At 65.3% G+C, this 15699-nt stretch carries 8 protein-coding genes, 1 tRNA gene and 2 CRISPR repeat arrays; of the genes, 3 read left to right on the plus strand and 6 right to left on the minus strand.

Annotated features, from left to right (window positions below; all coding sequences use genetic code 11):
- Positions 1-111 precede the first annotated feature (111 nt).
- Positions 112-4281: direct repeats of the CRISPR family, unit length 28 nt; unit sequence GTTCGCTGCCGCCCAGGCAGCTCAGAAA.
- 68 nt (positions 4282-4349) lie between these two features.
- The 4 genes from istB to soxR all read right to left on the minus strand — a co-directional run bounded on the left by istB (position 4350) and on the right by soxR (position 9732).
- Positions 4350-5090, minus strand: coding sequence for an IS21-like element helper ATPase IstB (istB, locus tag NFH66_RS01475; protein ID WP_349607784.1), 741 nt, complete (start codon positions 5088-5090; stop codon positions 4350-4352).
- Positions 5077-6600, minus strand: coding sequence for an IS21 family transposase (gene istA / locus NFH66_RS01480; RefSeq protein ID WP_349607786.1), 1524 nt, complete (start codon positions 6598-6600; stop codon positions 5077-5079). Before istA ends, istB begins: the two co-directional genes overlap by 14 nt.
- Positions 6601-6762: 162 nt before the next feature.
- A CRISPR array of direct repeats spans positions 6763-8170; the repeat unit is 28 nt; unit sequence GTTCGCTGCCGCCCAGGCAGCTCAGAAA.
- A gap of 284 nt (positions 8171-8454) precedes the next feature.
- A protein-coding gene (locus tag NFH66_RS01485) for an IS5 family transposase (protein ID WP_371317400.1) occupies positions 8455-9206 on the minus strand; the annotation gives its coding sequence in 2 pieces (ribosomal slippage) (positions 8455-8880 and positions 8883-9206; 750 coding nt in all).
- A gap of 64 nt (positions 9207-9270) precedes the next feature.
- Entirely contained in the window at positions 9271-9732 is a 462-nt protein-coding gene (soxR, locus tag NFH66_RS01490) for a redox-sensitive transcriptional activator SoxR (protein WP_349607788.1), read from the minus strand.
- 196 nt (positions 9733-9928) lie between these two features.
- On the opposite strand from soxR, the gene NFH66_RS01495 reads away from it, so the two are divergent.
- Positions 9929-10672: an SDR family NAD(P)-dependent oxidoreductase gene (locus tag NFH66_RS01495; protein ID WP_349607790.1), complete on the plus strand. Its 744-nt coding sequence runs from the start codon at positions 9929-9931 to the stop codon at positions 10670-10672.
- Between the two features lie 145 nt (positions 10673-10817).
- Here the strand turns inward: NFH66_RS01495 and NFH66_RS01500 are convergent.
- A tRNA-Met gene (locus NFH66_RS01500) sits at positions 10818-10894 on the minus strand.
- A gap of 186 nt (positions 10895-11080) precedes the next feature.
- Here NFH66_RS01500 and phbB point away from each other — a divergent pair.
- Entirely contained in the window at positions 11081-11827 is a 747-nt protein-coding gene (phbB, locus tag NFH66_RS01505) for an acetoacetyl-CoA reductase (protein WP_349607792.1), read from the plus strand.
- A 75-nt stretch (positions 11828-11902) separates the two neighbouring features.
- Here phbB and NFH66_RS01510 read toward each other — a convergent pair whose 3' ends face one another.
- The gene (locus NFH66_RS01510; protein WP_349607794.1) at positions 11903-14686 is read right to left on the minus strand and encodes a DUF349 domain-containing protein; all 2784 of its coding nucleotides are present in this window, start codon (positions 14684-14686) and stop codon (positions 11903-11905) included.
- A gap of 245 nt (positions 14687-14931) precedes the next feature.
- Here NFH66_RS01510 and minC point away from each other — a divergent pair, with 245 nt between their 5' ends.
- A complete protein-coding gene (gene minC, locus NFH66_RS01515) occupies positions 14932-15693 on the plus strand; it encodes a septum site-determining protein MinC (RefSeq protein WP_349607796.1) in 762 nt (253 codons plus the stop codon).
- Positions 15694-15699 lie beyond the last annotated feature (6 nt).

Here is a 15699-nt window from a genome sequence, read left to right on the forward strand (position 1 = left end):
ATAAAGGGTCTTGAAAATCAATTGATTAACAACGCCTCCCCAAAAAGGGAGGCGTTCCTCTATCAGACCGTTGCTCTTTAACAATCAATCGCTTACTTTGGATTTGCTGTAGTTCGCTGCCGCCCAGGCAGCTCAGAAAATCAGCGTGTGCTCGCGCCGCTTGCGCTTGAGGTTCGCTGCCGCCCAGGCAGCTCAGAAACTGCCCCGCTTGCAGGTAGCGGTCGGCGTATTGGTTCGCTGCCGCCCAGGCAGCTCAGAAAGATGGCCTCCAGCGCCTGGCCGACCTGGCGGAGTTCGCTGCCGCCCAGGCAGCTCAGAAAAGTCCAGAAAGTCGGCCCTGGCCACTTCGAATGTTCGCTGCCGCCCAGGCAGCTCAGAAAACTATTCCATGCCTCGCGATGCGGGGCTTTTTGTTCGCTGCCGCCCAGGCAGCTCAGAAATATGTGGATCGCTTTGATGACCGTCTGGAGCAGTTCGCTGCCGCCCAGGCAGCTCAGAAAACACCCAGCGCGGCCACGAGCTGGAACCCATGGTTCGCTGCCGCCCAGGCAGCTCAGAAAACCACCGATGACCTCGCCGCAGTCTGGAAGGAGTTCGCTGCCGCCCAGGCAGCTCAGAAAACAGCGAGGCCACCTTCAAGCGGCTGGTTGCCGTTCGCTGCCGCCCAGGCAGCTCAGAAAAGTTCGCCGGCGCCATGGCGGACCAGATGGATGTTCGCTGCCGCCCAGGCAGCTCAGAAAGACCCGCGCCGGCCACCGCCGTAGCGCCCCCAGTTCGCTGCCGCCCAGGCAGCTCAGAAAAGATGCGCCTTGCAGGCCGCCAGGCCCTGGGTGTTCGCTGCCGCCCAGGCAGCTCAGAAAAACCTGCAGGCGCTGTTCAAGGCCTACAACGCGTTCGCTGCCGCCCAGGCAGCTCAGAAAAAGCTGCTGACCCGCACCGGCGTCATGGTGGGGTTCGCTGCCGCCCAGGCAGCTCAGAAATTCGTGTTGCGCGTGGTAGGCGACTCCATGCTGTTCGCTGCCGCCCAGGCAGCTCAGAAAAGGCAACGAACCGATCCAGACCCGCAGGGGCAGTTCGCTGCCGCCCAGGCAGCTCAGAAAAGGACCAGCTGAAGCAGCGCCAGCCGGACATCGTTCGCTGCCGCCCAGGCAGCTCAGAAAATGCTGACCGGCATGGGGGCGCGGGACCAGCCGTTCGCTGCCGCCCAGGCAGCTCAGAAAAGCCCACGCTCCCAGCAGGCCCGCTGCCAGGTGTTCGCTGCCGCCCAGGCAGCTCAGAAAATGGGTCAGCTCCCACCAGCCCACCGCCTGGCGTTCGCTGCCGCCCAGGCAGCTCAGAAAAGGCCTACCAGGTACGCCTCGCCGGTGTCGGCGTTCGCTGCCGCCCAGGCAGCTCAGAAAATCATGGGCCGCAAGCTGCTCGCCGATAAGTAGTTCGCTGCCGCCCAGGCAGCTCAGAAAAGTAGAGGTGGCGCGCGGTGATGCGCGGCGAGGTTCGCTGCCGCCCAGGCAGCTCAGAAATCGACGAGTACTTCTGGATCCACCGCTTCCAGGTTCGCTGCCGCCCAGGCAGCTCAGAAAATCGTTCGCCAGCAGGCGCTCGACCGCATCATGTTCGCTGCCGCCCAGGCAGCTCAGAAAAGCCTCGATGCCCGCGGCTACGAGTGCGTCTCGTTCGCTGCCGCCCAGGCAGCTCAGAAAATCAGGTAGGCGCGAAAGGTGTTGCGGGCGCGGTTCGCTGCCGCCCAGGCAGCTCAGAAAAGTACTTCGAACCGCTGGGCCTCACCTCGAGGGTTCGCTGCCGCCCAGGCAGCTCAGAAAATCGCCGCACAGGCCACCACCCTGGCGGCCAAGTTCGCTGCCGCCCAGGCAGCTCAGAAAATCGAGCCGACACTATTGCACGCCCACCAATGGTTCGCTGCCGCCCAGGCAGCTCAGAAAAGCCACTCGAGCAGGCGGTCGACGCTGGCGCCGTTCGCTGCCGCCCAGGCAGCTCAGAAAACTCCCAGAACGAAGGCGCCCCGGCCATCCATGTTCGCTGCCGCCCAGGCAGCTCAGAAAACCCCTTGCGAACTACGCCGTTGGTTTCAAGCGTTCGCTGCCGCCCAGGCAGCTCAGAAAAGAAAACCGTTGATGGCATCCTCTTTGCGCAGGTTCGCTGCCGCCCAGGCAGCTCAGAAATGCGCGAAGCCGAGCAAGAGCCCGTAGACCTTGTTCGCTGCCGCCCAGGCAGCTCAGAAATCGACGAACATGCGAATCAGCTCACCGCGAAAGTTCGCTGCCGCCCAGGCAGCTCAGAAAATTCCATGCGCGCGCGCTTCACGGCCTGCTGCGTTCGCTGCCGCCCAGGCAGCTCAGAAATCCGCTTGCCACCTTGCTTTCACCCACGGGCTGTTCGCTGCCGCCCAGGCAGCTCAGAAAAACAGCCAGAGCAAGGAGTCCCACGCGGATCGGTTCGCTGCCGCCCAGGCAGCTCAGAAAGACGAGAAAGCCCTCAGCATCAGAATAGGCATGTTCGCTGCCGCCCAGGCAGCTCAGAAAAACAGCCAGAGCAAGGAGTCCCACGCGGATCGGTTCGCTGCCGCCCAGGCAGCTCAGAAAGACGAGAAAGCCCTCAGCATCAGAATAGGCATGTTCGCTGCCGCCCAGGCAGCTCAGAAAAGTCATTGGGGACTGGAGAACTGGGGTCAGCAGTTCGCTGCCGCCCAGGCAGCTCAGAAAGGTTGTTGATGACGCGGTTGAGGGCACCCTTGGTTCGCTGCCGCCCAGGCAGCTCAGAAACAGACCCAGGCCGCCCGCGTCGGCACCGCCCAGTTCGCTGCCGCCCAGGCAGCTCAGAAAACCGTCACCGCACAGGCAGCCGAGCGCATGATGTTCGCTGCCGCCCAGGCAGCTCAGAAAATGCGGCTATTTCGACGGACTGTTGTGGGGGCGTTCGCTGCCGCCCAGGCAGCTCAGAAATTGGAGTTATCGTGAAGCGCTCCAGTGAGCTTGTTCGCTGCCGCCCAGGCAGCTCAGAAACAGCCACGCCAGCCCCAGCGGTGCAACTCGACGTTCGCTGCCGCCCAGGCAGCTCAGAAATGATCGAAGATGGATTGGCCGGCGACCATGCCGTTCGCTGCCGCCCAGGCAGCTCAGAAAATCAAGCTGCTGCGTGCCGTGGCGCGCCGTGAAGTTCGCTGCCGCCCAGGCAGCTCAGAAAACTTCCACGCGCAGCTCGCGGGCCCACTTCTTGTTCGCTGCCGCCCAGGCAGCTCAGAAAAGTTCAAGGTCACCGGCAACAAGACCGACGTGGTTCGCTGCCGCCCAGGCAGCTCAGAAATCACGGACGACATCATCGTCAAGGAGGCCCTGGTTCGCTGCCGCCCAGGCAGCTCAGAAATGGATGATCTCAGGCGTGATGATCGGGTTGCCGTTCGCTGCCGCCCAGGCAGCTCAGAAAACGCGCGGCACCGTCTTGAAGTCGATACCCATGTTCGCTGCCGCCCAGGCAGCTCAGAAAAGGGCATGAGCCGCGAGGCCATCGATTCCATCGTTCGCTGCCGCCCAGGCAGCTCAGAAAGAGAGCCTGATGCAGTTCGTGCAGGCGGTGCCGTTCGCTGCCGCCCAGGCAGCTCAGAAATATCAGGCAATTATGTGGGGCCAGCATAATGCGTTCGCTGCCGCCCAGGCAGCTCAGAAAACTGCGATCACGCTCACAGCATAACGCATCGTGTTCGCTGCCGCCCAGGCAGCTCAGAAACGGTGCGGAACTTCCTGCATGGCCTGCCGGCCGTTCGCTGCCGCCCAGGCAGCTCAGAAATGCAGGTGCTGCTCGAGCACCCGCTGGCACGCGTTCGCTGCCGCCCAGGCAGCTCAGAAAACCAGGCCTGACCACCACCACGACGAGGAGCAGTTCGCTGCCGCCCAGGCAGCTCAGAAATCGAGGCCGTGCGCATGGCGTTCGGCGCCCCGGTTCGCTGCCGCCCAGGCAGCTCAGAAAAGGCCGCGCCGCTGCTCAACCTCGGCCGCAACGTTCGCTGCCGCCCAGGCAGCTCAGAAAACACTTCAGCATCCACGGCGCCTCGGCGGCGAGTTCGCTGCCGCCCAGGCAGCTCAGAAAATGTCGGCCACCGGGCCGATGATGTTCTCGACGTTCGCTGCCGCCCAGGCAGCTCAGAAATGGACGATCTCGAAGCGCTCCAGGTCGGAAAGGTTCGCTGCCGCCCAGGCAGCTCAGAAAATGCTGCAGAAGCTGGGTCAGCAGCATGGCCTGTTCGCTGCCGCCCAGGCAGCTCAGAAATTCACCAGTGTCAATGGCCATCAGAAGTGACCCACCAGTGGCCAACAAAATTGACCCACCCGTGATCGTCAACTGAGCGTCTTCTGCTTCAGCCGGTAGCTCTCCCCGCCGAGCAGGTAGAGGTGCGAGTGGTGGATGATCCGGTCGACGATCGGCACCGCCACGTTGTCGTCGTGGAAGAACTCGCCCCAGCTGGTGAAGTCCTTGTTGGTGGTGATGATCAGTGACCGGTGCTCGTAGAACCGGTTGATCAGCTGGAACAGCGCGTAGCGCGCCTGCCGGCTCATCGGCAGGTAGCCCAGCTCGTCGATCACCAGGGCGTCGACCTTGGCGAGCTTATGCAGCGTCTTCTTCAGCTCGCCCTTCATCTCCGCTAGCTCCAGCTCCTCGACCAGGTCCAGGGCGTTGCGGAACAGCACCCGGTAGCCGGCCTCGATGGCCTTCTGGCCGATACCGATGCTTAGATGAGTCTTGCCCACCCCTGGCGGGCCGATGAACACCAGATTCTCGCGGTTATCGAGGAAGGCGAAGTCCAGCAGGGCGTTGATCTGGCGCTTGGTGATGGTGGTCTGGTGCCGGTAGTCGAACCCCTCCAGCCGCTTGTCGCTGGGGAAGCCGGCTTGGCGCCGGTAGAGGTCAATGCGCTTCGCCTCGCGGGTCTGGCGCTCGTGCTCGACCAGCATGTCGGCAAAGGCCAGGTAGGAGACCTCGTTAGCCTCGGCCTGGGCCAGCAGCGCGGTGAGGCCGCCGGCGATGGCGCCCAGGCGCAGGCTGCGGTAGCGCCCGACGGTCAGCTCAAGCTGCCCCATGGGTCACCTCCTGCTGGCCGCTGGAGTGGCCAAGCCGGCCGTACTGAGCCAGCTCCGCCGGCGTCGTGTGAGGTCCGGCGGGGGCGTCACCGTCGTGATCCCAGCCGCGCGCCTTGGCGAGTCGGGCCGCCGCCAACCGTTCCTTGAGGCCAACGGCCGTGAGGCGTTCCCGGGTGACCCAGTCGGCGATCAGCGTCAGGTCCAGCTCAGGCTCGGCCTCCAGCACCTGCCGGGCACCACGCAACTGGTCCTTGTAGTGATACGGCACACTCTGGCGCAGCTTGTCACACAACTGACGACCCAGCGTTCTGCCGAGGTGGCGGGCAATGGCCTGCTCCAGGTCGGCCTCCTGCTGGCGGTGATCGCGGTAGTGGTTCTCGTTGCGCGAGGTGTGCCCTTTGCCCAGATGCAGGGCATGGATAGCGATCTCCTCGCCGCTCTCCAGGTCGTGGATCGCCAGGCGGTCGTCCGTTTCCCGGACCCCGACGCGGCCCTGCTGGTAGGCCATCGGCACCGAGTACTTGTTGGCCTTCCAGGCGACCAGCCCGGTCTTGTCGACTCGGCGCGGGGCCAGGCCGTCGTCTTCGCGGCCCACGCAGGCTGGCGTCAGGTAGGGGCGCAGATGGCGCCGCTCCTCGGCGTCGCACAGCGCTCTCGGCTGCTGGCCGGTGGTGCCGTGAGTGCGCACGTTGGCGACGTCGTCGAGCCACTGCCGCACGTAAGCGCGCAGGTCGGCCTCGTCGCGGAACACCTCGCCATAGAAGGCATCCTGCTTGGTGTACTTCACCCCGGCCTCGACCTTGCCCTTGCTCTCCGGATCGTAGCCGCAGCAGGCGCGGATCCGGAAGCCGGCGGTGGTGGCGTACTCGTGGAAGCGCTGGTTCACCTCCAGCTCGCGGAACTGCTCGCTGATCACCACCATCTTGGTCTGGTCGTAGACACACTCCTCGGGCAGGCCACCAAAGTAGCGAAACGCCTCGTCATGCAGGCGGATGAAGGTGACGGTATCGAGCGGCGACAGGCTGACGCCGACATAGGTCAGACGCGAGTAGGAGAGCACGAACACCACGAAGTACAGGGGGCGCGGCTCGCCGCCGATCATCACCTCGCGCAGCTCGCCCGGATCCACCTGGCACTGCACCCCCGGCACCATGTCGAGCACTGGCTCGTAGTAGCGCCGCTGCCGGCTGGCCACCGTGCTCTTCACCTGCTGCACGTAGCGCCGCAGGGTGCGCTCCGAGACCGCCAGCTCGCCGACCTTCTCGCGCAACTTGCGGGCGACCTTGACGCTGCTCAGCCGGGGGAAGGTGCGCAGCAGGTAGACGATGTAGTCGCGGTGGGCGTCGAGCTTCTTCTCGCGCTCGCGGTTCGACTGCGCCGCCTCGATGGTGGCCTCGTCCTGACGCAGGTACTTGCGGACGGTGTTGCGGGAGATGCCCAGCTCCTGGCCGATGGCACGGATCGACAGGCCCTGTCCGTCATCATGTAACGCTTTGATCTTGTGAATCATTCCCCAGTCCTTCACATCTCCGTCCCGACCCTTGGCTGAGCCGACACGGTAGGTGGATGGTGGCAGCGCTGCCACCTCGGGGGTGGGTCAGAAGCGTTGGCCGGTACTGGGTCACTTTACTTGGCCATTAACAACCAGCCGCCGCAAGTGCGGCTGGAGCTAGTTCGCTGCCGCCCAGGCAGCTCAGAAACGAGTTTGCTGGCGATGACCGGATACGACACGGTTCGCTGCCGCCCAGGCAGCTCAGAAATGTTCCGCCTGGAGCTGGCGCTGCGCGCCGAGGTTCGCTGCCGCCCAGGCAGCTCAGAAAGCCCGGGGCGGAGGAGCTGACCCTGGGCCTACGTTCGCTGCCGCCCAGGCAGCTCAGAAAAGGATGAAGACGGCGACAGCCTGTTCGTGGCCGTTCGCTGCCGCCCAGGCAGCTCAGAAATCGAGGCGCTTGACCGGCTGGAGCGTGATGATGTTCGCTGCCGCCCAGGCAGCTCAGAAATGACGGGCAAGACCTCACCGACGAAGCCCTGCGTTCGCTGCCGCCCAGGCAGCTCAGAAATCGTCCAGCCCTGTGAGCTGGTCAGCGTGCTCGTTCGCTGCCGCCCAGGCAGCTCAGAAAGCAGCGACAATGACGACAAGCGCTCATTCCCTGTTCGCTGCCGCCCAGGCAGCTCAGAAATGTTGCCGATCAGCTCCACCCAGGTGGAGACCGTTCGCTGCCGCCCAGGCAGCTCAGAAAGACGAGAACCGCTACCACCCGGTGCGGAACTTGTTCGCTGCCGCCCAGGCAGCTCAGAAATTCAAACGCTCCTGGTTGCAGCGCCAGGGGGTGTTCGCTGCCGCCCAGGCAGCTCAGAAATCCATGACGAGGCCGACCAGGGCGATCGGCACGTTCGCTGCCGCCCAGGCAGCTCAGAAAATCAGCGCCGCCGCTTTGCCATTGCCGTTGGAGTTCGCTGCCGCCCAGGCAGCTCAGAAAAGCAGCGCCGTGGCCAAGATGATGCGTATCATGTTCGCTGCCGCCCAGGCAGCTCAGAAATGAGCCACGGCTCGGGCTTGATCCACTGTGTAGTTCGCTGCCGCCCAGGCAGCTCAGAAAATTTATGGCCGGTATCCGACACCTTGCGGATCGTTCGCTGCCGCCCAGGCAGCTCAGAAAAGACCCTGGCGCTTGATGGCTATCGCCACCGCGTTCGCTGCCGCCCAGGCAGCTCAGAAATTTCTCGTCTACGAGCCCAAGCGCCGGGAGATGTTCGCTGCCGCCCAGGCAGCTCAGAAAAGGGAGGAGGGGGTGTCCTATCACCGCCTGCTGTTCGCTGCCGCCCAGGCAGCTCAGAAAATCAGCGCCCGCATCGGCGGCACGGTCAAGGCGTTCGCTGCCGCCCAGGCAGCTCAGAAATCCAGCCAGGCGAGATCCCCGTGCAGGCGGTCGTTCGCTGCCGCCCAGGCAGCTCAGAAATTTCCGGCAGTGGCGGTAACCTTCGGCGAAGCGTTCGCTGCCGCCCAGGCAGCTCAGAAAAGCGTCCAAAATCGCTCACGATGCGCCGGAACGTTCGCTGCCGCCCAGGCAGCTCAGAAATTCGCCAGCGCCTGGCGCTGCGCATCGGCGGTGGCGAGTGGAGCGCCCTGGCGGCCAGCACGACCTCGAAGGTTATCATCGCCATGATCCTGCTGGTGGTGCTGATGCCGCTGATCTCCCGCGTCCTGCGCCTGAAGAAGGACAAGGCCTCGGCCGCATGATCCCCGGCCGGTGATGGCCCGACACGACAAGACAAGAGAGCGCGGCGACCATGGTCCTGCGCTCTTTTTTGGTGCCCTCTGATCGCCCTTTTGTCCGTTGCCCCTGCTAGGGAGCGTTAACAATTAGGCCAGCCATATGACGGCGGATACAAGGTTGAGTAGCGACTGGTAGTTTCTCGCCAGTCGCTCATAGCGTGTTGCCAGCCGCCTGAACTGCTTGATTTTCTGGAAGAACCTTTCTACCAGATTGCGATCCTTGTAACAGTGCCAATCTATCTCGGGGCATTCCAAGCGATTCTTTCTCGGCGGAATCACCGGCTCGGCGCCCACCGCTCGAATGATGTCCCTCAAAGCGGTGGAATCATACCCCTTGTCGCCAAGCACCGCCGCTGGAGAAAAGCCCGCCAGTAACGCTGGGGCGGCTCCGTACTCAGACGCTTGGCCCGGTGTGAGGATTAGCCGTACCGGGTTGCCGAGGGCATCGACCGCCGCGTGGATCTTGGTGCTCAATCCCCCACGCGATTTCCCCATGGCTTCGGTGCTCTGAGCCGTTTTTTTGCCGCCCCATGCTGATGAACTTTGACGATACTGCCATCTATCATCAGCTGCTCCATGTCGGGATCATCGGCTAATGTGTCGATAACCTGCTGCCAGACCCCCTTCTTAGACCACCGGTTATAGCGCATGTAGACAGTGTGCCAGCGACCGAAGGCGTCGGGCAGATCACGCCAGGGAGCGCCTGTCCGGGCGATCCACAGGACGGCTTCCACGAACAAGCGATTGTCCTTGGCCGTCACCCCGCGATCTGAAGCTTTGCCGGGGAGCATGTGCTCGATGCGCTCCCATTGGTCATCACGTAGCATTAGCCGAGGCATAGATCACCGAAAAATGCTGATATTCTAAATCAGCCCGATCTCCATCAGCAATTGTTAACGCAGCCTAGTCCCGCGTAAGGATCCGCGGGCCCGCGCCTTGCTGGCCGAGGGTATCGTCGGGATTGCGCAGCGGGCAGTCGGTCAGCGACAGGCAGCCGCAGCCGATGCAGCGGTCCAGCTCGTCGCGCAACCGCGTCAGGGTCTGGATGCGCTCGTTGAGGCTCTCCTTCCAGTGCGTCGAGATGGTCTGCCACTCATCCGCGGTGAGTTTCGATCCCGACTGGACGCCGTTCAGCGTTTCGCCGATCTCCTCCAGCGACATGCCCACGCTCTGCGCCACGCGAATGATGGCCACGTAGCGCAGCACGGTGGCGGGATACTGGCGGTGGTTGCCGGCGCTGCGGGTGGAGCGGATGAGCCCCTTGGTCTCGTAGAAGTGCAGCGTGGAGACCGGCACGCCGCTGCGCCTGGCCACCTGGCCGACGCTCAGTACCCGGCTGCCGTCGCTGGGCTTGTCCATCGCCATGTCATCATCCTCGAGTCGACTTGAGGTGTCATGGTAAGGCCTACGGTGCGCCGGGCAAGCCGCCCCCTCTTGACCTCAACTCAGCTTGAGGAATTACAGTCATCCGGCATCGACGCGCTCGCCGCAGGAGGTTCCGCGGCGAGCCTTCATCTCAGCGAGGCAATCAGGAGGCAGAATGAAGACAACAGGAGGCAGCATGGCCAGACGCAATGCACTGATCACCGGCGGTGCCAGGGGCATCGGCGCGGCATCCGCCAGGGCCCTGGCGGCCGACGGCTACCGGGTCTTCATCAACTACGTGAACAGCGCCGACGCCGCCGAGCGGCTGGCCGAGACCATCCGCGAGGGCGGCGGCGAGGCGCACGCGCTGCAGGCCGACGTGCGCGACGACGCCCAGCTTGAGGCCATGTTCGGGGAGATCACGCAGCACCATGGCGGTGTCGACGTGCTGGTTTCGAACGCCAACATGAGCTTCGTGCCCAAGCCTTTCATGGAGCAGAGCTGGGAGGAGTTCTCGCAGAAGCTCAACGACGAGATGCACGCCGCCTACCAGTCGGCCCGGCTCGCGGCCGAGAGCATGAGGGCCAAGGGCTTCGGCCGCCTGGTGTTCATCTCCAGCACCCTCTCCGAGGCCCCTGCGCCCCGCTTTATCGCCCACGGCAGCGCCAAGGGCGCGCTGGACAGCTTCACTAAATACCTGGCGCAGGAGCTCGGCCCCTACGGCATCACCGCCAACATAGTCGCGCCGGGCCTGGTGGACACCGACGCCACCAAGGACGCGCCCTCCGAGTTCAAGGAGATGATCCGCACCCACACGCCGATGCAGAAGATCGCCACCCCGGACGACGTGGCCAATACCGTACGCTACCTGGCAAGCGAAGCCAGTGGCCACATCACCGGCACTTACAACCCGGTGTGCGGCGGCGCCTATATGAGCTGAGCGATACGCTGGTGACGGGACACAAAAGCGACAACGGGGTCCGTGCGGGCCCCGGTTTTTCTGGTGCGCCATGCTTGCGCGCCCAAGAAAACGCGTCAAAGAAAAGAGGCCGATCAGTCATTAACTGATCGGCCTCTCTAGATATTGGTAGCGGGGACCGGATTTGAACCGATGACCTTCGGGTTATGAGCCCGACGAGCTACCAGACTGCTCCACCCCGCATCAACGTGAGGCGCATTTTACACGGGATTCACCTTTAGTCAAGGTTTGCCTCAAACGCTCGTCCATCACGCCCCCCTGGGCCATACTGACCTTGGCTTGTCATCAAGATGACAGCTTGTTCAAGAACAATGTGCCGTTCGGCCGGTAGGGCCGGAGCACAGTGTCATCATCATCAGGGAGGTATACATGGCCAATTCATCACGCGTCGCTTGGGTCACGGGTGGTACTGGCGGCATCGGTAGTGCAATCTGCCGCGCACTGGCCGCTGAGGGCTACAAGGTCGTGGCTGGCTATCACAACCCGGAGAAGGCCAAGGCTTGGCTCGAGGAGCAGAAGGCGGCCGGCTTCGACAATATCGATATTGCCGGGGTCGACCTGGTCGATTACGACGCCTGCGTCAATGGCGTCAAGGAGATCGAGGAGAAGCACGGACCGATCGCCGTGTTGGTCAACTGTGCCGGTATCACCCGTGATGGCACCATGAAGAAGATGAGCCCCGCGCAGTGGCACGAGGTCATCGATACCAACCTGAACAGCGTTTTCAACGCCTGTCGCAGCGTGATCGAGAGCATGCTCGATCAGCAGTATGGCCGGATCATCAACATATCGTCGATCAATGGCCGCAAGGGTCAGTTCGGTCAGGTGAACTACGCCGCCGCCAAGGCGGGGATGCACGGCCTGACCATGTCCCTGGCCCAGGAAACTGCTTCCAAGAGCATTACCGTCAACACCGTGTCGCCGGGCTATATCGCCACCGACATGATCATGAAGATTCCCGAGAAGGTGCGCGAGTCGATCCGTGAAACCATCCCGGTGAAGCGCTACGGCAAACCCGAGGAGATCGGTCGCCTGGTGGCTTACCTGGCCGACGAGGAGTCCGGCTTCATCACCGGCGCCAATATCGATATCAACGGCGGCCAGTTCATGGGCTGACGCGGGTTGTCTCCTGCCTTGCGGCAGGTCGACGCCACACAGGAGCGCGAGGGAAACCTCGCGCTCCTGCGTCGTTCAGGGGGGGGGCAGGCGCGACAGCCGCTCCAGCATATGGTCCAGTTCTCCGACTTCGCGCTCCCAGAGCGCCGGTGGCACGGGGCCGATGGCCAGCAGTTCGGCGAGCACGCCGCGTACCTCCTCGGCCCGGGACGGCACGCGCCCCAGGTTGTCGTTGAGGCGTTCGACCTGTATCGCCAGGCGCAGTGGTTCGTCGCGTTGACTGACGCTGCCCACGGCCAGTAACGAGAGGTGCACCCTCACGCGAGCGAGGCGCTCCTCGACGGTGTCGGTCGAGATGCTCTCCTGGCGGGCGGCATTGCGCCGAGCGTGGGCGCGGCCCATGTCGTCACCCAGGGTGAGTGTCTTCGGCAGTGCCACCACCCGCGCCTCGTCGCCCTCGAGTCGTGCGGCGTCTGCCGCAAGGTGTTCCTCGAGCAGTGGGCGCACGGCCTGCCACTTTTCCACCTGTTCGGCCACTGCCAGGCGCTCCAGTCGCTCACGGCGGGCTCGCACGATGCCGGACCAGCGCCGCCGCATGCCCTCGCTGCGGCGTCCACCGGGAAGCGGCTCCAGCGCGGCGGCCTCGTCGATGGCCCTGGCCAGCAGCGCCGCATCGGCCGGCCGGGTGGGTTGCCAGCCATCCAGGCGATCGATGAGCGCCTGCATGGCGTCCGTTCGCTCCCTGGCGCGGCGAGCGTGGTCGTCCCGAATCGCTTCGCGGCTGGCGAAGATGGTGTCGCACAGGCTGCGGAACTCGCGCCATAGTGCCTGCTCCTCGCCCTTGGGGGCGCGGCCCAGTTCTCGCCAGCGACGCTGCAGTGCCTTGGCCTGCTCGGCGCGCTTGGTCGCCGGGCTCTCACTCCCTGATAACAGGCGGGCTTCCTCGATCAGTTCGCGCTTGGCCTCGGCGATCTCCCGGGCGCGCTGGTCGATCAGCGCCTGGAGGCGGTGACGGATGGTGCCGAAGCGCCGGCCGATGGCTTCTGCCTGGTCGCGCGGGACCGGCGAAGCCCGGCGCCATTGGTCGCGAGCGCGGTCGCGGATCTCGCGAAGTGCGTCGGGGTCGGCTTGCTGCGCGGGGTGGCCGAGGAGTGTCTCGAGCTGTTCGCACAGGGCGATACGCGTCGCCAGGTTGTTGTCGCGCTCGGCGTCGAGGCCGGCCCGCCAGGCAGCCAGGCGTTCGTGAATGCGGTCCGAGGCGGCGCGGAAGCGTGCCGACTGTTCGCGGTTGGCGGCGGCATCGCCCAGTGACTTCCACTCCTTGACCAGTTGGCGGTGGCGGCGGTCCAGGGCTCCCTCCATGCTGGCCTCGTCGCCGGCCAGGGCTTCGATGCCGGCGACCAGCTGTTCGCGCTTGGGGCCGGCCACGAATCCTCGCCAGTCGCGCAGCTCGGCCAGCCTGGCGCCGAGGCGCTTGAAGCGTGCCTCCTGGGAGCGGAAGCGGGCGGCGTCGGTGTGCTCGGCAAGTTGGCGCAGGCGCTGGTGAAGGCGGCTGGCCGGCTTGAAGGCGCCGCGCTCCAGCAGACGCTCGAGCTCGTCGAGCTGCTCCTTGAAATGCTCGATGGGCACCTCGTCGGCCGCCGGCGTGGGCGCGGGGCGGTGCTCGAGTCGCTGGCGTGCCCTGAGCAGCAGGGGCGTGGGCGCCAGGCCGCCGGGCCAGTCGATCGCCGTGACCAACCCGCCCAGGCGCTCCTTGTCGTCATCCTCGAGGGCCCGCTCCAGTTCACTGGCGCGCTGCGTGAGGCGCACCCAGGCGCCGCCGATCTCCTCGAAGCGGCTCAGGGCGGCGTCATAACGCTGGCGCAGGGTTCCATCGGTGACATGGTGGTCGGCGAGCTCCTGCCAGCGGTGGGCCAGCAGTCGCTTCTGGGCGCGCAGGCTGTCGATATCCTGGGCCCCCAGCGTCTCGCTGCGCTCGAGTGCCTCGAGGCTCTCCTCCAGCGCCTCCACCAGGCTTTCGCTGGCCTGCCGGGCATCCTCGCGGTGCCGGTGGGCGGCGGCATTGGCGCGTTGCTGCGCCTCGTGATCCTCGACCACCTTGCGACAGCGCAGGCAGGCGCCATGATAGCGGCGCTCCAGGCTTGCGTCGGGCATATCCTCGAGTTGCTGCCATTCGCGCATCAGGTGACGCAGGCGCCCGGCATAGAGCGGCTCCCAGGGGGCGGCGGCGTGACGCTCCAGGCCCTGTACCAGCGCTTCACGACGCTCCCGAGCGGCGGCCAGCTCGGCGGCGTCGGCGCGGCGGCGGTTGAGGCGCTCGCGGGCCTGGCGCAGTACCTGGCGGTCGCGCTTCGCCTCGCGCACCAGCCGCGACAGTCCAGCATCGCTGTCGACCCTGGCCGCCGCGGCATGCCGCACCGCGGCGATGCCGTTGTCACAGGCTTGTCGCACCAGGGCCGCTTCGTCCTGGATGCGTTCGATTGCCGCCAGGCGCAACTGCTGGTTGTCGCCCCCGAGTGCGATCATCTCGAGCAGCGCGGTATCACTGAGCCGACCGACCATGGCGACCCGAGCGGAGAGCTCCAGCTGGCCCTCCTTGCCGCAGATCAGTGTCGTCAGGCGCTGCTCCAGTTCCGGCGAACGCCGCTCTTCGTCGAGCAGGGCGATCAGCCTCTCGGGGTCCTCGAGCCGCGCGAGCGCCGCAGTGCGCACGGCCGGGTCGGGGTCCGCTGCCAGTCGCTCCAGGGCGTGACGTTGTTCGCCGTGGGCGGGGTCGAGGCGTGCGATGGCCTGGCGGCGCACGCCAGGGTCGGAGTGCTGCCAACGGGGGGCGAAGAGGCGGCGGAAGAGTCCAGACATTGGGCATCCTGGCGAGGGCGGCGCCGCGCGGTGGGCCGCGCGGCCCGAAGCGTTGTTGGTACATTATAAAGGGACTATCTAAGCACGCGCCGCGCCTGGGGAAAAGGCCGTGCCGCGGGGTGCCTGTGGCCAGTCGGCGACACTGACAGCGGCGCGTCGGCGGGCGTATGATGGAGAAGTTGCAGGGGAGCAGGGAGTCGCTTAGCTTTGACTCTACCCTCACCATCCCGACCTGGAGTTCGGCAATGAGTCTCAAACTGGACAGGGAGCGCATGGCCTTCACCTTCAAGGGGGGCATGCTGCCGATGACGGTCATGGAACTGGCCAGCGCCGACCCCGAGCGGATCCGCGAGCAGCTCGCCGGCAAGCTCAGCCAGTCGCCGGCCTTCTTCCAGCATACCCCCGTGGTGCTGAGCGTGGAGAAGCTCGACGAGCCTCACCTCGCGCTGGAGCGCATCTGCGCGGTGTGCCGTGCCCACAAGTTGCTGCCGGTGGCGGTGCGTGGCGGTGCCGACCCGGTCAAGCAGTCGGCTTGGGCCCTGGGCCTGGGCTGGTTCCCGCCCCATGAGGGAGGCCGTGGCCGTGCGCTGGAGAGCGTCGCCGTGGGCGAGCCGGAGGCCACGCCGGACGCGGGCGAGGGTGCCGAGGCCGAGCTCGAGACGCCCCCCGGGGTGACCAGCGGCGGGCGTATCTTCCGCGGCACCGTGCGCTCCGGACAGCAGATCACCTCGCCCAGTGGTGACCTGGTGGTAGTCGGTGCGGTCAATGCCGGCGCCGAGGTGCTCGCCGCGGGCAGCGTGCACGTCTACGGCGCGCTGCGCGGTCGCGCCCTGGCCGGGATCCACGGTGATCCCCAGGCCAGCATCTTTTGCCGTGAACTCCATGCCGAGCTGCTCTCGGTGGCCGGCAATTACAAGCGCCTCGAGGACATCGACCGCCGGTTGCTGGGTACCCCGGTGCAGGTGCGCCTCGACGGGGATCAGCTGGGCATTACTTCGCTCGCCTGAGCGGCA

Source organism: Halomonas sp. H10-9-1 (assembly GCF_040147005.1).
In the GTDB taxonomy this organism is placed as follows: domain Bacteria; phylum Pseudomonadota; class Gammaproteobacteria; order Pseudomonadales; family Halomonadaceae; genus Halomonas.

Excerpts from the sequence above, each read along its gene's own strand:
- soxR (WP_349607788.1), bottom strand. The coding sequence starts at position 9,732 with ATGGCGATGGACAAGCCCAGCGACGGCAGCCGGGTACTGAGCGTCGGC.
- NFH66_RS01510 (WP_349607794.1), bottom strand. The coding sequence starts at position 14,686 with ATGTCTGGACTCTTCCGCCGCCTCTTCGCCCCCCGTTGGCAGCACTCC.
- phbB (WP_349607792.1), top strand. The coding sequence starts at position 11,081 with ATGGCCAATTCATCACGCGTCGCTTGGGTCACGGGTGGTACTGGCGGC.
- istA (WP_349607786.1), bottom strand. The coding sequence starts at position 6,600 with ATGATTCACAAGATCAAAGCGTTACATGATGACGGACAGGGCCTGTCG.
- minC (WP_349607796.1), top strand. The coding sequence starts at position 14,932 with ATGAGTCTCAAACTGGACAGGGAGCGCATGGCCTTCACCTTCAAGGGG.
- NFH66_RS01495 (WP_349607790.1), top strand. The coding sequence starts at position 9,929 with ATGGCCAGACGCAATGCACTGATCACCGGCGGTGCCAGGGGCATCGGC.
- istB (WP_349607784.1), bottom strand. The coding sequence starts at position 5,090 with ATGGGGCAGCTTGAGCTGACCGTCGGGCGCTACCGCAGCCTGCGCCTG.